Genomic DNA, 25871 nt, shown 5'->3' on the forward strand with positions numbered 1-25871 from the left:
ACTATTTTTCTTGTAGCGTTAAGTTCGTCTCCTTCTCCAAAATCGCATCCAGTGTCATCCAGCACTGGTACAGTGCGCGAGGTACATGGAAGCAGCCTTTCCACTTGCCGCCTTTTAGCGTCAGAAGCGGCTTGCCCTCCCTGTTCAGGTAACCGTACCACTCGCCGTTCTCAGGATCTGGGAAATGCTTCCAGGTATATTCGTGGAGCTTCTCAAACCACTCCCAGCAGCGCTCATCTCCTGTATGGAGGTAGGCTTTCAACAGGCAAACCAGTGCCTCTGCATGCACCCACCACAGTTTCTGATCCCACTCCAGTTGCTGTGTGGGATGCCCTTTGATGTCTTTGAAGTATAAAATGCCGCCATGCTCTTTGTCCCAGCCATACTCCAGCACGCGCAGGGCGATCTCCTTGGTTTGGTGGATGAGTGGCTGGTCGTTCAACCGCACGGCTTGGTCAGCGATAAACCACATTGCTTCCAGCACATGTCCCGGGTTCACCAGACGCCCTTCGAAAGAATCACAGAAGCTGCCATTCTGGTACACGTTCTCCAGAATAAGGCCGCTTTCCGGATGATAGAATACCTCCATGACCTCGTGGATAATTTCTCTTGTCAGAGCGTCCACGGTTTCTTTCCCCAGCAGGTGCTCCATCTCCAGCGACAGGTTGCAAAGGATCATGGGCAGGGAGAAGTTTTTCAGGGGACGGGTGCCCGGGAAGGCCTTATTATAGATTCCTTTGGGGTTATCCCTTCTTCTTAAAATTTTATTAAAAGTGGCTGCCGCAATGTCGGCGTATAGTTGTTCTGGCTTTGCCTTGTAGAGGGCGCTAAACCCAAGGGCGGCAAAGCAATCCGAGAAGATATTGTAGGGCTGTACCAGGGGCTGCCCTTCGCGGTTCAGGGAGAAGTACCAGTTACCCTCCGCGTCTCGCCCATGCTTGATCAGAAAGTCAGCGCCATGCAGAGCTGCATCCAACCACTCCTGCTTTTGCTCCACATTTGTATAAAGCATGGAAAACATCCAGAGCTGACGCCCCTGCAACCACATAAATTTATCCGTGTCGAATACGTTGCCCGTCTTATCCAAGCAAGTAAAATAGCCTCCATACTCTTTATCTAGGGAATTATTTAACCAAAATGGTATAACATCATTCAGTAAATTACTTTTATACAAATGGCTATACTGTTGCAGTTGCTTTGCTTTCATACCCGGGAGAAGTAACATCTATTATTTATATGTTTAACCATTAATGTGCTACTCTGCCAAAATAAAAGCATAAGTGAGCCAGTCGATGTGCTACCAAGGGCTAGCGCATCGTGTCAGGTAAATCCAAAAAGGAGCTATATAATTTTATAAGTATGCTACTTCAACCCTTCAGCAGCAACGCCCGGGCTTATGTCGTCCGGTTTTCTTGTTGGCGCTTGGCGGCTGCGAAAGGTTATGCTTTCTCAGAGGATCCGATCTTCACATAGCCAGACCTTTTCTGGCATGAACTACTTGATTAGAGAAAGTATAATTTATGTACTGAGACCAACCCGCTTCACAGAAGCAAACCAGTAATGATTTTTTACTTGAGGGAAATCCTTATTGCAACTCCAGCAACCACAATAGACAACTAAAGGTGGAGTTATTTCAATAAGCATGGTAGTATATAGCAGCTATACGTTACCACTGATTAAATATATTAAATTTATTTCTTTATATACAATACTTTTTTAATTTTTTTTATCAAGACTTAAAGCTTTATACTTTAAACTAGATATTCCTTTTATAAACTGCACTTAGCATTAATAATTCATTATAATGATATAGCCAGCATGTTGTCCTCCAAAAAAAGTATAATACCTCCTTTGCTGCGGATGAAGAGCAAAGTGGGCATGCTAAATGTCCAGGCAATTCAAAGCGACAAAAGCCATGAGGCCTACCCCGATCTCCAGGGCTGCTTCATCTACTTCAAAAGTGGGGGTATGCAAGGAAGAAGTTATCCCTTGCGCCTCATTTCCTACTCCTAACATGTAAAAGCATGCATCTGCCTGGTGCGAGTAGTAGGCAAAATCCTCTGCGGCCATCCAGATTTCAATATCTCTTACATTTCCCTGCCCGAGGTATTCGGCTGCAAATGCTCGGAATCTTGCTGTCGTTTGTTCTTCGTTTATCAGAAAGGGGTAACCTTGCAGAATTTTGAAATCGCAGATCGCCCCCATACTTACGGCAATTCCTTCCGCCATCTTTTTCATCCGCTCGTGAGCCTCTTTGCGCCAGGCTTCGTCCATGGTTCGGAAAGTTCCTTCGATGTACACTTCATCCGGTATGATGTTGGTGGCGCCGTTGGCAATGACTTTACCAAAAGACAGCACCGTGGGCATTTGGGGGTTAGCCACCCTGCTTACGATCTGCTGCAAACTCAGAATAATCTGCGAGGCGATCACGACCGGGTCTATGTTCTGCTGCGGCTGCGCCCCATGCCCCCCCTTCCCTGTAATGGTGATATACAGCTCATCATTGGAAGCCATGAACTTCCCTGGCCGCACCCCAACCGTCCCGACAGGAAGAGAGGGCATGACATGTTGCCCGATCACGGTCATGGGCTTTGGCGACTCCAGCACTCCTTCCTTGATCATTTGGGCTGCCCCACCCGGGATCTTTTCTTCGGCTGGCTGAAAAATCAGCTTGACGGTGCCGCCAAACTCCAAGCGAAGCTGTTGCAGAACGGCAGCCACCCCCAGTAAAGAAGAAGTATGCACATCGTGCCCGCAGGCATGCATCACGCCAGGCTGGGTTGATTTGTATGGAACCTCGTTTGCTTCTTTAATGGGCAGAGCATCCATATCGGCCCGTAAGGCGATAACGGCATCCGAAGGCTTCTCTCCTTTGATGAGCCCGACCACCCCGGTATTTGCCATGGCGCTCCATGGCACACCCAATTTATCGAGTGTAGCTTTGATAAAAGCCGAGGTGTTATACTCCTCAAAAGACAGCTCCGGATTGGCGTGCAGGTGACGCCGGTAAGCCACTACCTCCGGATGAATCTTCCTGGCCAGCTCCTGAATTCTCTCTTTTAGCATACTGCGGTCGTGCATCTAAAGTATAAAGCTTCGAGGCTTAGCGCTTTGCCTGCCCCTCCTGCGAGCTGAGCATCGCATCGATTGCCTTTTGGGCCTCTGTTTTAATGGTGGAGTTTTTGGAAATATCCCAAAGGCTTTGCTTTTGCTGCTGCAGGGCCAGGGTGCTCACAATCCAGCTCTGGGTCCAGCCCGTAAGTGTACCCCAGGCGCCCCAGCCGGCATCCGCATTGGAGGCCCAGTATTCCCAGCGGTTATAGTCGAAAGCCCGGAACCAAGCCCCATCCAAATCCTGGTGTTGGGTACTGTTTACCTGTATGCGCACAAGGAAATCGGCGATTTTATCCACTGCCTCTTTATACTTGGCATCCCCGGTGGCAGCTGCAGCCTCATTCAGGGCGAAGAAGGCAAAATTTGTGGTGTATAGCATGTCTGCCACGGGGTCGCCGTTCACAGCAATAAGCGGCGCTTCGTGCTTGCCATAGTCAGCGTTGGACTTAGTAGCGCCAAACATGCCGTCACTGGCAGCACCCAGTTCTTCTCTGATGGCGCCGCTTTCATCCATGTTTTCCAGCAACGTGCCGGCAATCAGGTCCAGCCACTGCCTGTGCTGCGGCGTATCCTCTACCCGCACCAGCCAGGCCAGCGGCAGTATCATCCTGGCTCTTTCCTGCTGAATGCCGTTGGTCCATTTCCAGTTCGGGTATTTTTCCATGGTAATGGCAATTGCTTTCTTAGACTGCTCCAGGAATGGGCGGTGGCCTGTTTTATCGTATAGCCAGAGGTAGCAGGCCCACATCCAGGCCTCGAAGTGCGGGTGCGGGTATACCAGGTCGTTCTGCTGGATGGACTCTAGGCCAGCTTTCAGCACGTTAGCGTCTTCCAGGCGCTCTCCCCGGAAACCATTTTTACCTGAGGTGCGGAAATTAGCGATAATGGCTTCTGCAATATACTTGTCCCAGTCGCTCTGATTCAGACGGGCGGAAGCACCTAGGGCACCCAGAATAACGCGGGCATTGTCGTCACCATAGTATACGTGCGGATGGGTCGTGCTCCAGCCTACCAGGCCGTAGCTGGCAGCGTTCGGATCGTTTCGGTTACCGGCCCGCAGGTTTGAGCTTTTGAAGATATAGTCCAGCAGGTTAGCCGCTACTTCTTTATGATTGGCAGATGATTCGCCCAGTACGCTCAGCGCATAGGCCACTTCGGCATTACAGTCGGCCCGCATCCAGTACCGGTAGATCTGAGAACCATCGGCCTGAATCCGGGATAAGTGCCCTTCCAGTACGCCCAGGGAGCCGTTGCCCACCGGCAAGCTATGGTCCAGCGGCGGCCCCGCTACGTCGGTGCCGTCCCCCTGTCTCTCCAGAAACAGGCTCTCCCAGGAAGGATGCACGAAAAAGCGGCCATTGTAAAACCAGTCTATTCCTTTCTTTATGGCAGTCTGATAATCCTGAGAAGAGAGAGCCTCTTTTTTGGCGTGCATGGGCGCCACATGCAGGGGCCAGTTGTTGAATTCCCACTTCACGGAGGGAGACAGGTAACTGAAGATATGCTCCCACACCGGCCGTACGTGGTCCAGGGGGCCAAACCGGGAAGTTAAGACGTTGCTCAGGCGCGTGGTGGCTACCAGGTAGCGGCCATGCTGGTAGAGGAACGGGTTATGCTGCACATCCCTAATCCCATACTGGGCGTTGTCGAAGCCCGCCACTTTGGCCACGATCATCAGTGGGTTTGTAGCCGTGGACTTGACTACATAGGCGTTGTGAATGCCAATCAGATCCAGCGAATCAACCCCTTTGATGCTACTCGTAGTGACAATAGCCCGTTCGAGCTGCGTTTTTACAGAATCCTTTTCTGCAAGCAAAGATGAGGAGGGTGCCGGGTACTCCACAAAAACCCGCAGCTTCTTCTTGTTAATCAACTGCTCTACCTCTTTTGGCAGGGAGAGGCGCTTTTCCGGATAGCCGTCTGCTATAAAAAGCACGCTTCCCCCTTTCTTGGCTGCTTTTACAGCCTCCAGTGGTTTAGCAATAATACGGTAAGTATAGCTATTCGCATCCAGGATACTGCTGACATCATTCGTTCCTTCAGCGCAGATGATGATATCTGTTTTGATGCTTTGGCTTCGGGTTTCGTTCAGGAAAAGGAATAAGCCTACCAAAAGCAGGAGTACAGTTTTTCTCTTCATTAGATGTATACTAAGGTGAATTATATTCTGAAGTATGGTACTAATGCGAAAAGCTTTTCTTTTATTCCTGCCTTGCTCTTTCCTCTTCCTCTCAATAGTTCAAAGCCGAGCTAAAATCTTTGCTTATTTGTAATTAATAATAGAACAAAAAAGCTATTAAAACAAATATTTATTAAAATAAATTAAAAAGAATATCTACCTATTAAATTTTATAGCTATATTAGATATAGGTAAGCCCCATTGAAAATGCTATTTATTCTTTGAAAACAGGTAGCATCAGTTGAAGTTTCTTCCTTCCAGAGTATTGATAAGGCGACATCGAATTACAGGTACCTCCGGAAGCATAGTATGAGTATAATTATGCCAGCCAAAGTATAGCTGGTTTCTCCTATATATCCCTTCATCCATTCGTATTCTTATATGGTTCAGAAACTCTACATCGCTTTGCTTACGCTGCTTCTTAGCTGGGGAGCGCATGCCCAGGAAAATGGCACTTTTAAGAACCTCGGCCCGCAATTACACTCGGCCACCCTGCAGGGCTCTGCCTTTGTGGAAGGCAAAAATGGCAAGTCTTATCTATATAGTGTGGTTAGAGGCAGGCCGGCCCACTTGGTTGGCTATGACTTAGCCACTAACGAGTTGGTTGCTGATCTGGAACTGGAGAATACGGACGGCTCCTGGGCCATTGTGGCGTCAACCGACGGCGTGCTCTACGTTTCAAGCGCCCAAGGTTACCTGTTTAAGCATACGCCTGGCACGCAGCAAATCGAAAACCTGGGAATCGTGCTGGAGGGAGAAAAGCTCGTTTGGGATGTAGTGGCCGGAAAGAATGGGGAAATTTATGGCGGCACATATCCCGGCTGCCGGATTTTCCGCTACCATCCGAAAGACGGCTTTAAAGACGTAAGCCAGGGACCGGTGGTGGAGAACCAGCAGTACGCCCAGTTCCTGGCCTATGACAAGAACACGGATAAGCTATTTGTAGCCGTTTACATCGGGGCCAACGTGGTGGAGATTGATCTGAAAACTGGCAAGAAGAGAGAATTTCTACCAGAACATTATCAAAAGAATGGTTCGATCTACAACCTGAAGCTGGTAAGGGAAAAAACCGGCACCAAGCTGTTGGTATGGCTGAACAACAAAGGAGTTGGCAGAGAAACCCTGGTGTTCGATACCAAGACAGCCAAGCTGGAGGAAACGCTAGGCACAATGGAGGTAAGGACGTTATTGAAGGCTTCCAAAACTCCTACTGCGTATTATACCGTAGACACCAGTCTTTACAGCACGGAGCTTCATGCAGACGCGTATGCCGCCTCCAGGCATCTCTTAAGTTTCAAGGGCAAGACCAAGGCCGCCCGCTGGAACAAGAGAGATGTAGAGTTATTTACCACCGAAGGCCAGTTAGTGAAGTATAACCCGGCAACCGGAAAATCTTCAATCGTCACGCTGAACATCCCCAAGCAACCCATCGACATCCAAAGCATCTTCTATGGCCCGGACGACAGGGTATGGCTGAGCGGCTACCTGGCAGGTGGTAATGCCGCCTATGACCCAAAGTCGGGCAAGACAGCGGAATACTACGGCCTGATACAATCGGAGGGAATTGCCAAACAGGGAAACGATTTATTCTTTGGTATTTATCCTTCGGCGCAACTTTATAGGTATAACACCAAAGACCCTTGGGACATGAGCCAACACAACCCACGGCTCATCAGACAGATAGAAGGGCAATCCAGGCCTTTTGCCATCTTAAGTGTAAATGCACTCCGGAAAGTATACTTTGGCACCGTGCCTAATTATGGCGTGCTGGGTGGGGCCATTACTGAATATAACACTGAGACAGACGAACTGCATACTTACACAGATGTTGTAAAAAATCAATCCCCGGTTAGCCTGACTTACCTGAATGGCAAGATCTGGGGAGGGACCAGTATTTCCGGGGGACTGGGCATTGCCCCAACCGAGAAAGAGGGCAAGCTTTTTTGCTGGGATCCGGACAGGAAAGAAACCATTTTCGAAACTACCCCGATACCAGGCATTATGGCGGTAACTGCCCTTATTAATGGGCCCGATGACAAACTATGGGGAATGGCCGATGGCAACCTGTTTATCTTTGACCCAACCACGCGCCAGATTGTAAAGCAAACCAAAGTATACGAGGTGCCTGCCAAACGCACCCACCTCTGGCGAGATGCTTTTCTGGTAGTACATCCTTCCGGCAAAGTATACGGCACAGGCGGCCGAAAATTCTTCTCCGTTGATCCGCAGACGTTAGAGGTCAACATCCTACGTGAAGGCCTTGATCTGTTGACGATGGATGCGCAAGGCGTTTTATACTTCAGGCTCGGAGCGAACCTGTGGAGCTATACACCCGATGCAGCGCTGAGGGAATAACCTGCTGCGCTTTTATATTATATCTTTCGTAAGGGAGTCAATAAATCTTAAAGCATTGCCCCTGCAGATTCGCGGGGGCATCACAATACAATTGATGAGTTAACTCAGAAGAAACGCACTGCAGACCCGCGGTTGTAGCTATACATAGGCGGAGTATTCGAATATTAGTGTGTAGTTGCCAAGCTTAATTCTTCGGAGGCGGATGACCTTGCCCAGGTTCTTGATGTACTTGACGGCCGTGTTGTTGGAGCACTTGCGGACGCTGCGCAGGTAGAACTCGAAGTCAGTGACAAAGGCATGGTCCACGTCCCTAACTTCCATGTCCTCCACCCCGTACCTCCACTTCATGAACTCCTGCGTGTGCCTGAGGGAGGTGGCGTAGCGCTCCAGGGTGCCGGGGGCGAACCCGTCCCCGACCAGGGCCGCCACCTTGCGGTTGTGCTCGGAGAAGACCTCCACCAGCGTCCTGCCTTTCTCCACTTTCCCCAGAAACTTGTTCTTAATGGCTTCCGCCGTCAATGGTATCCCCGCCTCCACCAGCTGGCGGTGCGCCTCGTAGACCTTCGCCTGCAGGTGGTCCAGGTAAGCGTTCAAAGACTTTGCCGCTGCCCTGGTGCCCCTGGCGCGGCCGGCGGTGGAAACCCACCTCTCCGGCTCAATGGAGCGGCTCGTTGCCAGCTCTGCCCGCTTGCCGGCCACCGTGACTCGCAGGTAGATGGGCACGGGGCCTATCTGGTGGTTCTTGGGTTTCTTGAGGTAGAAGAGGAGGCTGAAATTGATACTCATAACAGTGACTTGAAAGGTTAAACAAAAGTAGCCTTGCAGTCAACCGCAGTCAAGACATACAGCTTCTGTACACCTTGTGTATCAATGCGTTACACCCTTATTCGGTGAGTCAAGGGAGGCGTTGGAGGAACTCACCGGATAACGCACCTAAAATACCTGAAAAGGTGTAAGATTCAGGAGCCCAGTTGAAACAAAAAAGCCTGCAAACTTTTCATTTGCAGGCTTTTAGCTGATTTTGGTATTCCTACCAGCAGAGAGTGAGGGATTCGAACCCCCGGACCTGTTACAGTCAACGGTTTTCAAGACCGCCGCGTTCGACCACTCCGCCAACTCTCTGTCTCAATTCGTGTACAAAAGTAGAACACGGCATCGAACTTTCAAAACTATACGGCAAAAAAATTCTTCTGTTTTATGGGAGGAAATTCCAAGCCATTGATAGTCAAATCAAAATTATTGCGACACTCCGCATAGCATGCTAAAAGTATAAACCTATACTTCTGCCCTCGCCATTTTGCCCGAGTGCGAGGTGGGGGTGCGCACCAGGCGCTTGGTCACCGTGTCGATGCTCACGTTGATCTCAAACCCAAGTATAAGGATCATCGAAACGAAGTCGAGCCAGATCATCAGACCAATCAAGGCGCCCATGGAGCCATAGAACTTGTTATAGGTATCAAAGGCGCTGATGTAGAGCGAGAAGCCCATTGAGACCAGGAAAATAAGCGCCGTCGCCACCACGGCCCCCGCCGAGAAGAACGGCCACTTGTCCTCGATAGCGGGAACGAAATAATAGATGAGCGAGGTAGCCAGCAGAAAGAGCAGGATAATCGCCACATACTTCAGAATCACCAGCAAGGTATACGTGTAGCTCTCCGTCACTATCTCGTAGAACACCAACACATCCAGTATCCACTGGCCAAAGAAAGTGGCTGCCACCGCCGTTAACAGAATCATACTTAGCACCACCGTCAGCACGGTGGCTATCAGGCGTTTGCGCAGGTAACCGCGTTTGTAAAAAGTATGGTACTTTTTGTCGAAGGCATCCATCAGAGACATAATGCCATTGGTCGAAAGCACGAGCGCGAACAGGAAACCGAAAGAAAGCAGCCCTCCGCGCGGCTTGTTCACGATGTCCTCTATCGTGCCGTAGGCTGCTGTGTACATCTCCTCCGGCAACACGTCACCCAGAAAATCGAGGATGCTCTGGCCCAGATCCATCGGCAGGATGTTGGGAATGTAGGGAATGAGCGTGAAGAGGAAGATGATGGTCGGGAAAGTGGCCAGCGTAAAGTTGAAGGCCATGTATGAGGCCCGCTTGGTGATGGAGTCCAGGCGCAATTCCCCTATCAGCACGTCGGCCACATCATATACCGAGTACCTGCCATTGCTGAACCGCCACCGCTTCAGGAAAACGATGAATTTGCGGTAAGCCCGACGGCGCTTCAGGTATTGCTGGTTCAGCCTCATTAACGAAAGTAAGTGTCCAACTTCTGGTGTATGAGGGCGGGTATTTCGGTGGGACGGCCTGTTTTCATGTCCACAAACACCATCAGCGTTTCCCCGATGGTCAGCAGTGTGCCTTCCTCGTTCAGCACCTCATACTCAAACTTTATACGTGTGCCGTGCGGTTTGCTTTTAACAAAGAGCCTGATCGTAAGCAGGTCGTCATACTTAGCCGGGCGGATAAACTTGGTCTTCAGCTCCAGCACCGGCATCATCGTGCCCGACGCCTCCATCTCCTTATACTCAATGCCCAGCTTGCGAAAAACCTCGGTGCGTGTTACCTCAAAGTAAGCGGCATAGTTGCCATGGTACACGTACCCCATCTGGTCGGTCTCGGCGTAGCGCACGCGCAGTTGTACTTCGGATTGAAACATAGTTTTATTGTTGATTGCTACTAGTTGATTGTTTGAATGCTATACGAGAGACTTTATTTTTCTTATGGAGAAGTATAAAACCACCTGCAGAGGCACGAATTTATACTTCATCTGGTCCCCAGCATTTAGCAATTAACAACCAACAATCAAGCTTACTGCATGATATTCCGCTCGTTCAGGGCACGATGGAAGCGGCGCGCGTTGGCCTGGTGCTCGGCCATGGTAGTGGCAAAGGCATGGTAACCAGAGAAGTCCTCTTTAGCGCAAAAGTATAAGTAGCTGTGTTTCTCCGGGTTCAGCACTGCATCTATACTTGAGATAGCCGGCACGTTGATAGGTCCGGGAGGCAAGCCTTTGTACATGTAGGTGTTGTAAGGAGAATCGTAAGCCAGGTGCTTGTTCAGTACGCGCCGGATGGTGAAATCGCGCACGGCAAACACCACCGTAGGGTCGGCCTGCAGCAGCATGCCGCGCTCCAGGCGGTTAAGGTATACGCCCGCCACCCGTGGCTTCTCATCGTTCTTCAGCGTCTCGGCCTGCACAATGGAGGCCAGCGTACTTACCTGGTGCGGTGTCAGCCCCAACTGCTCGGCCTTGGCCTTGCGCTCCTCGTTCCAGAAGCGGTCGTACTCTTTCTTCATCCGCTCCATCAACTCAGGTGCCGTAATGGTCCAGTATACCTGATAGGTGTTCGGGATGAACATGCCCACCACGCTGGTGGTATCGAACCCAAGGGTTTTCAGGTACGCCGGATCGCTCAGCAGGCTGTCGAGTTCCTGCTCGCTGGCTTCTACCTCGGTGGCTAGCTTCGCAGCCAGCTGGCTGCGCAGGCGCACGTTGCTGAAAGTCAGGTTAAGCGGAGTCTGTTGCCCCAGGCGCAGCACCCCGATCAACTGCCGGTTGGTCCAGCCGTGCTCCAGTTTGTAGCGCCCCGGCTTCACCAGTTTGTCGTAGTCCATCAGCTTGGACATAAAACGTAGGGAGAGCGGGTCGATGATTACGCCGCTTGCTTCCACGGAGTCCATGGCCTGCTCGTAGGTGGCTCCCGTTGGGATGAGCACATACGCTTCGCGCCCCTTGGTGTCCACGTTCATGGTGTACACAATCTGGTAGGCGTAATAGGAGAAGCTCACAAACAGGAACATGCCCAGCGCAATCAGGCCGGGTACCAGCATGCTTTTCTGCTTGCGTTTTCTTTTTGCTATAGGGTGATTAACTTCGTTGGCCATAGTGTAAGTAAAAGGCGCAGAACAGGGTTTATGGTTCCGCCACCAGGTTTCAAGGCCTCAAAAATAGCACATCTGCAGTTAATTAAGAATGCGTGCACTATAAATTCAGTCCTACCAGGCCTCAATTGTGCCTGATCATCGCCCAGAACCCGGTATTTATACTTTCCGGAGGACACCACCGCGTGTTCTGCCTTATAGCCAAAAAATGCTGTAATTGTACCGTTATTAGCGGCAGAGTTTATAAATTTGGGAAATAAACATTAAGAACTGTATATATTTTATACCCTTATATGGCAGGAGAAATCAGACAAGCCCAGATAGAAACCCTTGAACGCAAAAACGCCGAGGCCCTTCTGGGAGGTGGCAAGGAAAGAATTGAGGCGCAGCACAAGAAAGGCAAGCTAACTGCCCGCGAGCGCATCCACCTGCTGCTCGACGAAGGCTCTTTTGAAGAGATCGGCAAGTTTGTGATGCACCGCTCCAAGGATTTCGGGCTGGACAAGCAGTACTTTCTGGGCGATGGCGTGGTAACCGGTTACGGCACCGTCAACGGCCGCCTGGTGTATGTTTTCTCCCAGGACTTTACCGTGCTGGGTGGTTCGCTTTCTGAAACCCACGCCGAAAAGATTGTCAAGATCATGGAGCTGGCCATGAAAAACGGAGCTCCTGTTATCGGCCTCAACGACTCTGGTGGCGCCCGTATCCAGGAAGGTGTGGTATCGCTGGGTGGCTATGCTGATATCTTCTACCGCAACACGCTGGCCTCCGGCGTTATCCCGCAGATCTCGGCCATTATGGGCCCGTGCGCGGGCGGTGCGGTATACTCTCCGGCCATCACCGACTTTATCATGATGGTGGAAGACACCTCTTACATGTTTGTGACCGGCCCGAACGTGGTGAAAACGGTAACGCACGAGGAGGTAACCTCCGAGGAACTGGGCGGCGCGAGCACCCACAGCACCAAGAGCGGCGTGACCCATTTCTCCTGCGCCAACGAGGTAGAGTGCATTAACCACCTCAAAAAACTGCTGAGCTACATCCCGCAGAACTGCGAGGAACTGCCGCCATCCCTGCCTTATGAGCCGCAAGGGGATGAAACCCGCGAAATGCTGGACACCATCATCCCGGAGAACCCGAACCAGCCCTACGACATCCGCGAGGTAATCGAAGGCATCATCGACGCGGATTCCTTCTTTGAGGTGCACAAGAACTTTGGGGAGAACATTGTGGTGGGCTTTGCCCGCCTGGGGGGCCGCAGCATCGGCATTGTGGGCAACCAGCCTGCCGTGCTGGCCGGCGTGCTCGACATCAACGCCAGCACCAAGGCCGCCCGCTTTGTGCGCTTCTGCGACAGCTTCAACGTGCCGCTGCTGGTGCTAGAAGACGTGCCGGGCTTCCTGCCGGGTACCGACCAGGAATGGCGCGGCATCATCACCAACGGGGCCAAACTACTGTACGCTTTCTGCGAGGCCACTGTGCCACGCATCACCGTCATCACCCGCAAAGCCTACGGTGGCGCCTACGACGTAATGAACTCCAAGCACATCGGAGCCGACATGAACTATGCCTGGCCAACAGCCGAGATTGCCGTGATGGGGGCGCAGGGGGCTGCTGAGATTATCTTTAAGCGGGAAATTGCCGCTGCCGAGGATCCGGAGGCGAAGCTGGCCGAGAAGGTACAGGAGTACAAAGAGAAATTTGCGACACCGTACCGCGCAGCGCACCGTGGCTTCATCGACGAGGTGATCATGCCGCACGAGACACGCGCCAAGCTGATCAAGGCATTCAAGATGCTGGAGAACAAGGCTGTAACGCTGCCACGCAAGAAGCACGGGAACATTCCGTTATAACTACCAATAGCCTATGCACCGCAGTGCGCTAACCTGGCCATAGGCCCATATGAAATCAAACACCTACAAAACAACCACAACCTTACATGCGACAAGAATCTTTTGACTTCCTTCAGAAATACCTGAACAACTCCTCTCCTACCGGCTTCGAGTCGGAGGGTCAGAAACTCTGGCTGGAGTACGTAAAACCATACATTGACGAATACTTTGTGGATACTTACGGTACTGTAGTGGGCGTTATCAACCCGCAGGCCGAGTACAAAGTAGTCATTGAGGCCCATGCCGATGAGATCTCCTGGTTTGTAAACTACATCACCCCAGAAGGCTACATTTACCTGAAGCGCAACGGCGGATCCGATGCCCTCATCGCCCCTTCCAAGCGCGTGAACATTTACACGAACAAGGGCATCGTGAAAGCGGTGTTCGGCTGGCCGGCCATCCACGTGCGCAAAGTAGAGCAGGACAAAGCCCCCACCATCGAGACAGTGTTCCTGGACTGTGGTGCCAGCAACCGCGAAGAGGTAGAGGCTATGGGCGTGCACGTGGGCTGCGTGGCTACGTTTGAGGATGAGTTCACGGTGCTGAACGACCGCTACTACGTGGGTCGTGCCCTGGACAACCGCATTGGTGGTTTCATGATTGCCGAGGTGGCGCGTATGCTGAAGGAGAACGGCAACCAGCTGCCCTTCGGACTGTACGTTGTGAACGCGGTGCAGGAAGAAATTGGCCTGCGCGGGGCTGAGATGATCGCCCACCGCATTAACCCGGACGTGGCCATCATCACCGACGTAACCCACGACACGCAGTCGCCGATGTACGACAAGAAGACCAGCGGCGACATCCACTGCGGCAAAGGTCCGGTGATTGCCTATGGCCCGGCCGTGCAGAACAACGTGCGCGACCTGATTATCCGCACCGCACAGGAGAAGGAAGTACCGTTCCAGCGCTCGGCCGTGTCGCGCGCCACTGGCACCGACACCGACGCCTTTGCCTACTCTAACGCCGGTGTGGCATCTGCCCTGATCTCGCTGCCGCTTAAGTATATGCACACGACGGTAGAAACCGTGCACAAAGACGACGTGGACAACGTGATCAAGCTCATTTACGAAACTGTACTTAAAATTCAGGACAAGCAGGATTTCCGCTACCTGAGCTAAGCCATCACTTTTAGCCAAGTGAAAACCCTCGCAGCGCTACCCACTCCGGGACCTGTGGGGGTTTTGTTTTTTAGGCTACCTGTTTACCGCTACGCCATCCTTTATCACTACCTTCGGAGCAAGCAGGTTCTCCGGTTTTTCAAGCGGGCTCTGGGAGAACAACACTAGGTTAGCTCTCTTCCCTACTTCTACCGTGCCAATCGTATCTGCCATGCCAACCGCCTTTGCTCCGTTTAGTGTAGCAATTCTGAATACATCGGGCATGGGGATTCCTATTTCGTGCAGCTCGAGCATTTCTGATAAAGCAGCTTTGCCCGGATCATCCCAGTCGGTGCCCAGGTTGAGCTGCACACCCGCCTCATGCATCTGTTTGATGTATTGCCCCATAATGAAATAGCCCTGTCGGCAGCGAATCCTTTCTTCTTCCACCAGATACTCGGTGTAGTCGTAGGCAGCAAGTTTGGCGGGCGTGGTAAAGTATGTAAGGCCAAAGCGCTGCGCGAACAGGTGTATGGTAGGCGTAACCGATACCTCATGCGCCTTCAGTAACTCTATCAGCTCAAGCATGCGCGGATGATTAGGCCCCAGTTGGTTAAACAGTTCCATTCTCGAGATAAAGAAGCTGCCATCTACGGCGTTGTTCTTGATAGCCTTTGGGTAATGGTCTACAAAGGCCCAAGCGTTGATGTACTCATACTTTGCCGAGTCGATGGCGGCAATGCCAACCGTGTACGCGTGCTCAATATTCTTCAGTCCGGCCTTTACTGCCTCCTCCAGCGGCAGCACTTTATAGTCGATATGGCCGAAAGGCTGCACGCCCAGTTCTTTAGCCCTGTTTAAGGCTGCTTTGAATTCGGGTTCGCGCAGGCGCCAGTATAGCTTCGTGTTCGTGAAACCGAGTTGATGGTATTGGTCTATTTTGGCGATAGCTTCCTCTGGGTTATTCACGACCACATGCCCCGAGTAAACTGGCCTGGGGTCTCTTGGAGTAGAAACAAGCGCGGCTCCAACCGCTATAAAATCCGGATAGGCCGGTGAGGGCTCCTGCCACGCTTGCAGCATCGGAATATAGGCCTCGCTGTCGCCACCCGAGCGCACGGTGGTAACGCCGTAAGGTAGGTAAGCTGCAGCGAACTTCTGCCGGTAGCGAAGTATAGAATCAGCGTCTGTACTAAGCTCTTCGCCCAATATCTCAGAAGTATGGAAATGTACATCCACCAATCCCGGCGTGAGCAGTTGGCCTTTCGCCTCCACCATACGCAGGGCACTTTTCTCCGAAACCCTCTTATCGGCTGCAGACAGGGCCGCAATTTTTCCGTCCTTTACATAGACATGCTGTAGCGCTGCCTGACCCGTTTGCACATCCAGTACGTTTGCCTCCGCGATAACCAGGTCATACACCTGATTGGTGCATGAGGTAAGTGCAGCAGCAACTAAAGTTAAGATGAGTAACTTTTTAATCATGGCTTCTTCTGATGTGAGCATTAAACAAACGCAAAGTGCATCAGGAAATTACTAGTACCCCCCTGGTAAATCTTACATTTGTTATAACTTGATTACTACCCCTACCAGCCCTTCCTGCATTTGCTTTGTAAACTGTCTGCCCGTAAATTATAACCTGAAACCTGATGTTAAGCACGAAATCCTAGGTGCAGCAGGTACACCTGAAATTATTTGGCGGGGCTAACCCTTAACTTTATACTTTCCTCCATGACTTTTACCGACCAGATGGGCCACCAAATCACGCTGTCGCAGCCTCCGCAACGCATCGTGTCGCTGGTGCCCTCGCAAACCGAGCTTTTATTTGACCTGGGCCTGGGCGACCGTGTGGTCGGCGTTACCAAGTTTTGCATTCACCCTAAAGAGCAGGTAAAGTATAAAACTGTCATAGGTGGCACCAAGAACTTTCATTTCGATAAGATTGATGCCTTGCAACCCGACCTAATTATCGGCAACAAAGAGGAAAACTATAAAGAGGGCATTGAACAGCTACAAGCAAAGTATAACGTATGGATGAGCGACATCTATACGTTGGAGGATGCCTTGCAAATGCTGCAGCAGGTGGGCACGCTAACGGGCACTGAGGCCAGAGCCGCAGAACTGGAGCAAAGTATAAAACAAGGCTTTGAGAGCCTACAGCCGGTGCAGCCAAGTATAAAAACGGCCTACTTTATCTGGCGCAAACCCTACATGGCCGTCGGCAGCCACAACATCATCGACCACCTGCTCGGCCGCTGCGGCTTTGCTAATGCTTTTGACGAGTTGGAACGTTACCCGGAAATTACCCCAGAACAACTGCAGCAGGCCAGCCCACAACTTATACTTTTGTCTTCAGAGCCCTACCCTTTCCAGGAGAAACATATCGCCGAATTTCGGGAGTTGTGTCCTGAGGCAAGTATAAAAGTAGTGGATGGCGAGATGTTCAGTTGGTATGGCAGCCGACTGGCGAAAGCCCCGACTTACCTGCAACAGGTAGTGGAGGAAGCAAAACGAGACTTGAAAGTATAAATGCGGCTTCTTGTACCAGCAGGAAAGTATACGTTTGGGAGGTTTATACTCAGTCCTTTTAGCAGGAAGTATAAAGTATAGCTTAGGCTGTTACCATACTTGCTTTTTCAAAGCAAAGCAGTTGAAAACTGCTGCGATACATCGCCACAAGTTACGCTAGCTTTAAGTTTCTACAAATCTCGCAGCAACTGCCGCGCCCATTCCGACACAGCCTCAAAGTATGCTACATCGGCCTGCACTTGCGCGGCTGTTTTGCCCAGTACCTCCCGCTTGTTCAGCGGGTCACCTAAAGAGGTAAGCGTGATAATTTCCCTCACCCGCTGCTTTTGCTCCGGCGTTATACTTTCCAGTTCTTCTAACTGCTGAACCAGTTGCTCCCGGAAGTCCTTTTGCTCTACCGCCTCTTCCTCCAGCAGGCGCATGATGGCCGCCACGGCTTCATCTTCATGTGGAGAAAGTATAGCCAGGCCAATAAGCTCCTGAGTGGAGGGTAACGGCAGCCGGATGAGCAGCTCGTAGCCACCGCTACCCTGCTCACCCGCTGTCGTGTAGCATTTCATCCAGAACCTGCCCGAAGAGGTATCCTTATACACAGCCGCCCAGCCGCCTGCCGCCTCTTCCATGAGCTGCATTTGGCTTAAAAGCGCCGCTATAAGCTTGGCATCCCCGTACAGTTTTCGTTCCGGCATAAGTTATACGTTAGTTATACGTCACCTCGAAGCCCACCTTTTGCAGGTCCTCCCAGAACCTGGGGTACGATTTGCGCACCACGCTTGGTTCCTGTATTTCGATGGGCTGCAGCAGCGCCAGTGGCGCAAAGGCCATGGCCATGCGGTGGTCCTGGTAAGTACGGAAGGAAAGCTCTTTCTTTTGCAGAATGCCTGGCTTGAGGCTGAAGACGCCTGGCGTCACCTCCTGCAGGGAGGCATTCAGGCTCAGCACCTCTATCTGCAGCGCCTGGATGCGGTCTGTTTCCTTGATGCGCAGGCTTTCCAGGCCCGTCATATCTACCGCGATGCCTATGCCTGCGCTCAGCGCCACCACCGTTTGCGCCAGGTCCGGGCAGTCGGAGAAATCCAGGGAAATATGCCGCTCATGCTCTTTTTTCAGCAGCCGCACGCCTTCCGAGGTAAACTCGGTGTACACGCCCAAGCGGTACATGATATCGGCAATAGCCCTGTCCCCTTGGAAAGACTTTTCTTTCAGGCCCAGCAGCGTAATGTCGGCCTCCTGGGCCAACGCCACCAGGCTGTACCAGTAGCTTGCCGCCGACCAGTCCGACTCTACGGTAAACTCAGCTGCTTTATACTTCTGCGGCTTCACGGTGATGGTGTTGCCGGAAAAATCAGCCGATACCCCGAAGTGCTGCATGAGCGAAAGCGTCATTTCAATGTAGGGGCGGGAACCGATTTTGCCTTCCAGTACCAGCTCCAGTCCCTCAGGCAGCAAGGGTGCTATCATGAGCAGGGCAGAAATATACTGGCTGCTAATGTCGCTGCGCACTTTCAGGTGTTTCTGGCCGCTGCCCTTAAACCCGCCAATTTTCAGGGGCGGATAGCCCTCCTCGCCTACATAGTCTATACTTGCTCCCAGCTCGCGCAGGGCCTCTACCAGCACTTTAATCGGCCGCTGGCACATGCGCTCGGTGCCGGTGAGCAGCTTTTGCTGGCCTGTCACCGCGTAGTAGGCTGTCAGGAAGCGCATCACGGTGCCGGCATCTTCGGCATCTATAGTCTGGTCATTGCTCTGCAGCAGGCGCTGGAGCAACTGGGTATCGTTGGCTTCGGAGAGGTTATGCAACTGCGATTCCTGTCCCGACAGCGCCGCAATGATGAGGGCGCGGTTGGCTTCGCTCTTGGAAGCTGGCAGCTTTATCGTTCCGGTCAGTTTACCGGTAGGGTGTTGTAAGGTGAGGCTTTGGCTCATAGTAAGGTATAGTAGCGTAGTGATTCAACAATTTCCTGCACCGTGATGGGTTGGTCGTACACGGCGTTGCCGATGCCTTCCAACAAGGTGCAGTTGATGGTGGAACGAGTATTCTTTTTGTCTTGTAGCGCGAGCTGGGCCATCTGCTGGATGTCCTGCTCGGAGAGCGATACTTTCTCGTACACCGACACGAGGAAGGTCTCTATCTTATCCAGCTCTTCCGGGGAAAGCAGCTCGTGTTTGCGGCTAATCCAGGCTTCGCAGAGCATGCCCACGGCCACGGCCTCGCCGTGCAACAGTTCACGCCCCGGCTGCTCCAGCAGGTAACTTTCCACGGCGTGGCCCACAGTATGGCCAAAGTTGAGGATTTTGCGCAGGCCACCCTCCAGCGGGTCTTGCTCCACCACCCTGGATTTTATACTTACAGACTGACGAATCAGGCTGTCCCAGTCTGCAGCAACAAGGCCAACATGGCGCTGCTCCAAAAAGGCTTCTTTGTCGGCAATAAGCCAGTGCTTGATGATTTCGGCGTAACCGGATTTTAGCTCACGCTGCGGCAGTGTCTGCAGGAAAGCGGGATTGATGAACACCGCCTGCGGCTCCTGGTACACCCCAATGTGGTTTTTTAGCCCGTGGAAATCAATGCCAGTTTTGCCGCCCACACTGGCATCTACCTGCGCCAGCAAGGTGGTGGGCACCTGCACAAAGTATATACCGCGCTTAAACACGGCCGCGCAGAATCCGCCCATGTCGCCTATCACGCCGCCGCCCAGGTTCACCAGCACCGCCCAGCGGTCCAGGTGCAGCTCCGTCATGCGCTGCCAGATATACTCGCAAGTCTGCAGGGTTTTGTGCTCCTCCCCGCTTTGGACCTGGATCAGGTCGTGCTCGGGCAAGTAGGGCTTCAGGCTAGGATAGCAATGATGCAGCGTGTTCTCATCCACCAGCACCGCCACCTTGCTGAAAGCACGGTTCTTGAGTAGCTCCGGCAGCTGCTGCAGGGCATCATTGCCGATATGTATTGTTTCGGTCATCCTTGGGAGTTTAGGAGTTAGAGAGTTAAAGAGTTAAACGGGTAGAAAGTATAAATCCCGATGCAGCGATCATTCGTTTAGCCTTTCAGCCATTTCACAATTTAACGCTTAAACTTTCGCAAGCAGGCAATATAACAACTCCGGCGTTAAACCCCATCCAAAATCTGCGTTTGCTTACGAATCGATTCCACGTGAATCAGTTTGTAAAGCTCTTCTATGAAAGCTGGATTGATACCAGCCTCGGAGGCCCACTCGGCCCGGGTCCGGAAAATTTCCTTCCAGCGCTCGAGCTGCAGCACCTGCACGTTGTTAAGTTTTTTATACTCGCCAATCTGCTCCACTAAGGCCATACGGCGAGCCAGCGCGGCGATGATGTCATGGTCAGCGGCGTCTATCTGCAGGCGCAACTGTTCGGAACGGTTCTCCAGCTCGGCATCGTCATAGCTCGTTTTGCGCACCTGCAGCTGGCCCAGTATCTCGGCCAGCCTTTCTGGTGTTACCTGCTGCGCGGCATCGCTCAGGGCCAGGTCCGGCTTGGGGTGCGTCTCTATCATCACGCCGTCATACCCCAAATCCAGCGCCTTCTGCGACACTGGGAAAATCAACTCCCGCTTGCCGCCGATGTGGCTTGGGTCAACGATAAGCGGCAGGCCTTGGTAGCGGGCCTTCAGCTCGATGGGTATCTGCCACACCGGCACGTTCCGGTACTTTGTTTTCTGGTAAGACGAAAAGCCACGGTGAATGGCAGCCAGGTCCGTTACCCCGGCGTGGTAGATGCGTTCGATGGCGCCAATCCACAGGGCCAGGTCCGGGTTTACGGGATTCTTCACCATCACCGGCACCTTTACCCCCTGTAGCGCATCGGCTATTTCCTGCACGGCAAAGGGGTTTACCGTGGTGCGGGCGCCGATCCAAAGCACGTCTATTTCCTGCCGGAGGGCCTCTTCCACGTGGCGGGCGGTGGCCACTTCGGTGCTAACTTTCATCCCCAGTTCCCGCTTTACGCGGCGCAGCCAGGCCAGCCCCATAGAGCCTACGCCTTCAAAGCTGCCGGGGCGCGTGCGGGGCTTCCAGATGCCCGCCCTGAATAAATGAATATTTTGCTGCTTCAGCGCCCGGGCCGTTTGCAACACTTGCTCTTCGGTTTCGGCACTGCAGGGTCCGGCAATTACCAACGGCTGCCCCTGCTGCTCAGCCGAAAAAAAAGATTCTGCGTGGTTAAACTTCATCAGTTGCGTGTATTGTTACAAAGGTAGCCGATGCGGGGCAAAAAGGCGCTTGCCAAAGTATAATTAACAGGAGCCACACGTTCCGCATCGGCCCATGCATAAAACAGCAAAGCGACCGCCGGAGTTTATACTTTAGTCAAAGTATAATTTTAGCTTTTACGCCGGTTTTATTAGTTGTTCGCAACCCCCGGCCTGCTATCTTTGCACCGCTTAAAATTACGTACATGAACCTGATTACCAATAAAGTCTCTTTTGACGATACAGCTGTCGCGTTTTCATCCAAATCCGACGCTGAGTTGTATAAAATGTACCTGCTGTTTAAGTCCATGAACAGCAACACCTTTGTGAAGGCCGGTGGTGCCTTGCTCAACACGGCGATAAAGCTTCACCTTCCGGTCACGTTTATCGTGAAGCCAACCATTTTCAACCACTTCTGCGGCGGCGAAACCATCGAGGAGTCGGAGCGTGCGATTCAGGAGCTGGGCAAGTATAACATCGGCACCATTCTGGATTACTCTGTGGAGGGTGAGGGCGATGAGAAAAGCTTTGACGCCACCCGCGACGAGCTGCTGCGGACAATCGAGAAAGCGCACCGCAACAAGCACATCCCCTTCTCTGTTTTCAAGATTACAGGCCTTATAGACATTAACCTGCTGGAGAAAGTACAGAAGAAGCAGGAACTCTCCGCCACCGAGCGCGCCGCCTTTGAGCGTGGCCGCGACCGCGTAAACGAGATCTGCAAGCGCTGCCACGATCGCGATGTGCGCGTGTTTATAGACGCCGAGGAAAGCTGGATTCAGGAAACCATCGATAACCTGACGTACGAGATGATGGCGCTCTACAACAAGGAGAAGGCCAACATCTACAATACCTACCAACTCTACCGCCACGACCGCCTGGATGTGCTCAAGCGCGACTTCGAGAATGCGGTGAAGGGCGGCTACTACCTGGGGGCCAAGCTGGTACGCGGCGCTTATATGGAAAAGGAGCGTAAGATTGCCGAGCAGGAAGGCTACCCCAGCCCCATCAACCCTACCAAGCAAGCCACGGATGACTTGTTTAACAATGCCCTGCGCTTCTGCATAGCACACATCGACCGGATTTCCTTCTGCAACGGCACCCACAACGAGGACAGCTGCTACCTGCTGCTGGAGCTGATGGAGGAGCACAACATTGCTCCCAACGACCCGCGCGTATACTTTGCCCAGCTCTATGGCATGAGCGACAACCTCTCCTTTAACCTGGCTAAGGCCGGCTATAACGTGGCCAAGTATGTGCCCTACGGTCCGGTGGTGGAGGTAATGCCGTACCTGTTGCGCCGCGCCAACGAGAACACCGCCATCGCCGGCCAGAGCAGCCGCGAGTTTACCCTGATAAAAAACGAACTGGAGCGCCGCAAGAAGGCGAAAAAATAAGCCTGCGGACTACACCTGTTTTTAAACAAGAAGGCCAGCTACCGGGTAGCTGGCCTTCTTGTTTGCCTCACACCGCGCAAGCTATACTTTGGCGGTAGGGTTAAAAAGCACCGGGCCTTGCGCTGTTAGCACAAGGCCCGGTAATGTGTTTCAGAACTATAAGCTATTCGCTGTAGTTCCTGGCTATAACTACTCGATTACAGTAGCAGAGTCAGCCTCAGCAGCAGTAGTATCTTCTACTACAACTTCTTCCTCAACAGCAGGAGTTTCAGTTTCTACAGTCTCAGTCTCAACAGCCTCAGTCTCAGTAGTTGCAGCTTCGTTGTTGCAAGCTGTGAAAGAAAGAGCAAGAGCTACGATAGCGAATGTGAATAAATTTTTCATTTTTGTGTTTGTGATTAAGTGTTTTGGTTTCGATTTTGACCTTCATACCCAAAACCGGCAGAGGTAACCCGGCTTTCTGAAAATTTTTAAAAATATTTTTTTGGTGGGTTACAAAGCGTCCCTTCGTGTATTAAATTTTGACTGGAATGAAGAAGAGTTTGTATGAGACGGATGAGGCGGTGATAGAAGGCATCCGGCGCAGTGACGAAAGAGCGCTGGCCCACCTGTACAAACTATACTTCCCCGTGATTTCTCATTTTATTTTATCGAACAGCGGAACCGACGACGAGGCCAAGGACATTTACCAGGAAGGCGTTATCGTGTTCTACGAGAAGATAAGGGACAACAGCCTGGAGCTTACCTGCCAGATAAAGACCTACCTGTACTCGGTGTGCCGGAGGCTTTGGCTAAAGCGGCTGGCCGAGAAAGGCCGTTATGCCACTAGGCTGGATGAGAGCGAGGGCTTTGTGCCCGTGGAGGAAGACACCCAGCGCCATGAGGAGCAGGAAAAACAATTCGGTGTGATGGGCGAGGCGCTGGAGCAGCTCGGGGAGCCCTGCCGCAGCCTGCTGGAAGATTACTACATCCGGATGCAGAACATGCAGGACATTACAGACAAGTTTGGCTACACCAACACCGACACGGCCAAGAACCAGAAGTATAAATGCCTGCAGCGCCTGAAGAAGATATTTTTTGCCACCTATAAGCCTGAGGTTTAAGCAGGCTAAAGTTAACACTGGGAGAAGAACGAAGATGTTAGAGTACCGCGCATACGAGGAGATTGAACGCTACCTGAACGGCCAGATGACCGCTGAGGAGAAAGCTGGCTTTGAGGCCCTGGTACGCACTGATGCCCGCCTGGCAGAGCAGGTACGCGAGCACAGGGAGCTCTTGGCAACCATGAAGGGCCTGGGAGAGCGCCAGCAGCTGCGCCAGAAACTCCACCTGATCCACGAGGAGATGGAGCGCGAGCAACTGCCTGCCACGCCAAATGGCTGGCGCGTTTTCTGGAATCGCCACAAGCAAACCATTGCCGTGGCCGCCAGCGTTTCCCTGCTTTCGGTATTCGGCACGCTCTGGAGCGTGCAGGAGATGAAGGAGCCGGTACAGCAGCAAACAGCCCGCTACGTAGAGCTACGCCGTGAGGTGGAGCGCCTCAAGAAAGCCCAGACAGCTATTATTAACGGCATTAACGATGCCGCCAAGCCAGCGCCTCGACCTGCCGCCTTTAGCGGCACCGGTTTCGCTATCTCCCCGGAAGGTTATGTGGTGACCAGCTCCCACGTGGTAGAGGGTGCGGACTCCATCATGATCGAAAACAAGGCAGGGCTAAAGTATAAGGTAAGCGAGATTTACCGCGACGAGATACACGACCTGTCTATACTAAAGGTGGCCGACGAGAATTTTGAGACGTTTGGCAAATTGCCTTACGCTTTCAAAGGCGCCGAGTGCGATCTTGGTGAGCGCGTATTCACACTCGGGTATCCGCGTGAGGACATCGTTTTCGGCGAAGGCTCGCTTAGCTCCGCCTCCGGTTTTGAGGGCGACACCACCGCTTATCAGATTTCTATTCCGCTTAACCCAGGCAACAGCGGCGGTCCGCTACTCGATGACAAGGGCAACCTGGTGGGCGTGATTAGCGGGAAGCAAGCTGGCCAGGAAGGGGCAGCATTTGCCATCAAATCTGCTTACCTGCTGCAAATAATAGACGAGCTTTCACTTACAGCCCAAGTTAACGCTCTAACTATACCTAAAAATAATACACTTTCAACCCAAGCGAGGCCTCAGCAACTGAAAAAGTTGAGAGACTTCGTTTTTGTCGTGAAAGTATATAACTAGTTAGCCAACGCGTGTAACCTTAAAGTATAAGTCATTTAAACTTAAGGTATACTGGCCAGGCAAATAAAGACAACCTCAACATTTTCAGCGCTTTTCAGTTAAATTATAGTTGAATTGATTACTCAACTTATTGAGCAACTTAATATAACTGAAAGCTATGAAACGAAGAATAATTGCACCGCTGGCACTTGCCGCCACCATGTTATTTGGTTTTGGCTGCGCAAGCACTAACGACACCATGAGCGACACCACTGCCATGGAAGGTGATGTTACCATGACCGAAACCCAGGAAATGGCCGGCACCGATACTGACCTAGATGCTGATGTGGATGTGGATGCCGACGTAGATGCAGACATCGACACAGATATGGATACTGATGCGGACATGAGCGCCAGCATATCTATGGATGCGCTTTCTATGGAGAACCCGGTTTCCATAGATGAGATGTTTGCCGACGTCGATAATACCGAGCAGTATGATGTGCTGGAACTGGCCAGAATGAACCCCAACCTTTCTACTTTTATATCCTTGGTAGAGCAGTCCGGCCTGGAAAACGACCTGAGCCGTTTAGGTAAGTTTACCCTGCTGGCTCCAACCAACGAGGCTTTCTCCAAGGTACCCCATGATAAACTGGAAGCACTGCTGAATGCTGACAACAAGGCGGCGCTGAAGAGCGTGCTGCAGGCGCACGTACTGCCAAATGAAGTGACATCCGCTCAGTTCCAGAATAACTCCCAAATACAGGTGGGTGAGAACTCTTATATTCCGGTAGAGGTTGGCGTTAACAATACCAATATCCGCATTGGCGGCGCCCAGGTAGTTAAAGCGAACGTGGAGGCCTCTAACGGTGTCATCCATGTGATCGACAACGTTATACTTCCGGAAAACGCGCAGGATAACTCCACTATCGGGTATTAATCCTGCCCCATAAATAAGCTTACTACAAAGCCCCCTCTTCAGGGGGCTTTTTTTATACCCATGAAGTATAGCA

Annotated in this window: 21 protein-coding genes and 1 tRNA gene; 8 read left to right on the forward strand and 14 right to left on the reverse strand. The window is 52.0% G+C overall.

What is annotated here, in order from left to right; all coding sequences use genetic code 11:
- Position 1: 1 nt before the first annotated feature.
- The 3 genes from BM040_RS07470 to BM040_RS07480 form a co-directional block, all read right to left on the reverse strand.
- Positions 2-1207, reverse strand: a complete 1206-nt coding sequence (locus BM040_RS07470) for a n-acyl-d-glucosamine 2-epimerase (RefSeq protein WP_217646729.1) — start codon at positions 1205-1207, stop codon at positions 2-4.
- Between the two features lie 674 nt (positions 1208-1881).
- On the reverse strand, positions 1882-3066 hold the full coding sequence (locus BM040_RS07475) for a M20 metallopeptidase family protein (RefSeq protein ID WP_092100318.1): 1185 nt from the start codon (positions 3064-3066) through the stop codon (positions 1882-1884).
- Between the two features lie 37 nt (positions 3067-3103).
- Positions 3104-5254 (reverse strand): hypothetical protein, encoded by a 2151-nt coding sequence (locus tag BM040_RS07480; protein ID WP_092099884.1) that lies wholly within the window; start codon positions 5252-5254, stop codon positions 3104-3106.
- A 420-nt stretch (positions 5255-5674) separates the two neighbouring features.
- Between BM040_RS07480 and BM040_RS07485 the strand changes: the two genes are divergently transcribed.
- On the forward strand, positions 5675-7648 hold the full coding sequence (locus BM040_RS07485; protein ID WP_092099885.1) for a hypothetical protein: 1974 nt from the start codon (positions 5675-5677) through the stop codon (positions 7646-7648).
- 138 nt (positions 7649-7786) lie between these two features.
- Here BM040_RS07485 and BM040_RS07490 read toward each other — a convergent pair whose 3' ends face one another.
- From BM040_RS07490 to mltG, 5 genes are all read right to left on the reverse strand, one after another.
- Positions 7787-8434 carry a phage integrase SAM-like domain and Arm DNA-binding domain-containing protein gene (locus tag BM040_RS07490; RefSeq protein ID WP_092099886.1) on the reverse strand — a complete coding sequence of 216 codons (648 nt, stop codon included), beginning with the start codon at positions 8432-8434 and terminating at the stop codon, positions 7787-7789.
- A gap of 251 nt (positions 8435-8685) precedes the next feature.
- A tRNA-Ser gene (locus BM040_RS07495) sits at positions 8686-8770 on the reverse strand.
- A 153-nt stretch (positions 8771-8923) separates the two neighbouring features.
- Positions 8924-9898, reverse strand: a complete 975-nt coding sequence (locus tag BM040_RS07500; protein WP_092099887.1) for a YihY/virulence factor BrkB family protein — start codon at positions 9896-9898, stop codon at positions 8924-8926.
- Complete coding sequence (locus BM040_RS07505) at positions 9898-10308, reverse strand: acyl-CoA thioesterase (RefSeq protein WP_092099888.1); 411 nt, start codon at positions 10306-10308, stop codon at positions 9898-9900. Before BM040_RS07505 ends, BM040_RS07500 begins: the two co-directional genes overlap by 1 nt.
- A 152-nt stretch (positions 10309-10460) precedes the next feature.
- Positions 10461-11537, reverse strand: coding sequence for an endolytic transglycosylase MltG (gene mltG, locus BM040_RS07510; protein ID WP_245756132.1), 1077 nt, complete (start codon positions 11535-11537; stop codon positions 10461-10463).
- A gap of 290 nt (positions 11538-11827) precedes the next feature.
- Between mltG and BM040_RS07515 the strand changes: the two genes are divergently transcribed.
- Both BM040_RS07515 and BM040_RS07520 read left to right on the forward strand, forming a co-directional pair.
- Entirely contained in the window at positions 11828-13387 is a 1560-nt protein-coding gene (locus BM040_RS07515; RefSeq protein ID WP_092099889.1) for an acyl-CoA carboxylase subunit beta, read from the forward strand.
- A gap of 86 nt (positions 13388-13473) precedes the next feature.
- Positions 13474-14544: a M42 family metallopeptidase gene (locus tag BM040_RS07520; protein ID WP_092099890.1), complete on the forward strand. Its 1071-nt coding sequence runs from the start codon at positions 13474-13476 to the stop codon at positions 14542-14544.
- A gap of 75 nt (positions 14545-14619) precedes the next feature.
- Here BM040_RS07520 and BM040_RS07525 read toward each other — a convergent pair whose 3' ends face one another.
- On the reverse strand, positions 14620-16008 hold the full coding sequence (locus BM040_RS07525; RefSeq protein ID WP_175491015.1) for an amidohydrolase family protein: 1389 nt from the start codon (positions 16006-16008) through the stop codon (positions 14620-14622).
- A gap of 264 nt (positions 16009-16272) precedes the next feature.
- Between BM040_RS07525 and BM040_RS07530 the strand changes: the two genes are divergently transcribed.
- Positions 16273-17052 carry a helical backbone metal receptor gene (locus BM040_RS07530; RefSeq protein WP_092100322.1) on the forward strand — a complete coding sequence of 260 codons (780 nt, stop codon included), beginning with the start codon at positions 16273-16275 and terminating at the stop codon, positions 17050-17052.
- Between the two features lie 170 nt (positions 17053-17222).
- Here the strand turns inward: BM040_RS07530 and BM040_RS07535 are convergent, their stop codons facing one another.
- The 4 genes from BM040_RS07535 to BM040_RS07550 all read right to left on the reverse strand — a co-directional run bounded on the left by BM040_RS07535 (position 17223) and on the right by BM040_RS07550 (position 21241).
- Positions 17223-17741, reverse strand: coding sequence for a hypothetical protein (locus BM040_RS07535; protein WP_092099892.1), 519 nt, complete (start codon positions 17739-17741; stop codon positions 17223-17225).
- Between the two features lie 10 nt (positions 17742-17751).
- Positions 17752-18978 (reverse strand): 3-phosphoshikimate 1-carboxyvinyltransferase, encoded by a 1227-nt coding sequence (locus BM040_RS07540; RefSeq protein WP_092099893.1) that lies wholly within the window; start codon positions 18976-18978, stop codon positions 17752-17754.
- Entirely contained in the window at positions 18975-20012 is a 1038-nt protein-coding gene (aroB, locus tag BM040_RS07545) for a 3-dehydroquinate synthase (RefSeq protein ID WP_092099894.1), read from the reverse strand. Before aroB ends, BM040_RS07540 begins: the two co-directional genes overlap by 4 nt.
- Before the next feature lie 146 nt (positions 20013-20158).
- A complete protein-coding gene (locus tag BM040_RS07550) occupies positions 20159-21241 on the reverse strand; it encodes a bifunctional 3-deoxy-7-phosphoheptulonate synthase/chorismate mutase type II (RefSeq protein ID WP_092099895.1) in 1083 nt (360 codons plus the stop codon).
- Positions 21242-21465: 224 nt separating this feature from the next.
- Here BM040_RS07550 and BM040_RS07555 point away from each other — a divergent pair, with 224 nt between their 5' ends.
- Positions 21466-22656 carry a proline dehydrogenase family protein gene (locus BM040_RS07555; protein ID WP_092099896.1) on the forward strand — a complete coding sequence of 397 codons (1191 nt, stop codon included), beginning with the start codon at positions 21466-21468 and terminating at the stop codon, positions 22654-22656.
- A gap of 189 nt (positions 22657-22845) precedes the next feature.
- On the opposite strand, the gene BM040_RS07560 is transcribed toward BM040_RS07555, so the two are convergent.
- Positions 22846-23040, reverse strand: coding sequence for a hypothetical protein (locus BM040_RS07560; RefSeq protein WP_092099897.1), 195 nt, complete (start codon positions 23038-23040; stop codon positions 22846-22848).
- 146 nt (positions 23041-23186) lie between these two features.
- Here BM040_RS07560 and BM040_RS07565 point away from each other — a divergent pair, with 146 nt between their 5' ends.
- The 3 genes from BM040_RS07565 to BM040_RS07575 all read left to right on the forward strand — a co-directional run bounded on the left by BM040_RS07565 (position 23187) and on the right by BM040_RS07575 (position 25798).
- A complete protein-coding gene (locus BM040_RS07565) occupies positions 23187-23759 on the forward strand; it encodes an RNA polymerase sigma factor (protein WP_092099898.1) in 573 nt (190 codons plus the stop codon).
- A gap of 34 nt (positions 23760-23793) precedes the next feature.
- Complete coding sequence (locus BM040_RS07570; RefSeq protein ID WP_092099899.1) at positions 23794-24879, forward strand: S1C family serine protease; 1086 nt, start codon at positions 23794-23796, stop codon at positions 24877-24879.
- A gap of 157 nt (positions 24880-25036) precedes the next feature.
- The gene (locus BM040_RS07575) at positions 25037-25798 is read left to right on the forward strand and encodes a fasciclin domain-containing protein (protein WP_092099900.1); all 762 of its coding nucleotides are present in this window, start codon (positions 25037-25039) and stop codon (positions 25796-25798) included.
- The last annotated feature ends 73 nt before the right edge of the window (positions 25799-25871 follow it).

Source organism: Pontibacter chinhatensis (assembly GCF_900113285.1).
GTDB classification, from domain to species: Bacteria; Bacteroidota; Bacteroidia; order Cytophagales; family Hymenobacteraceae; genus Pontibacter; species Pontibacter chinhatensis.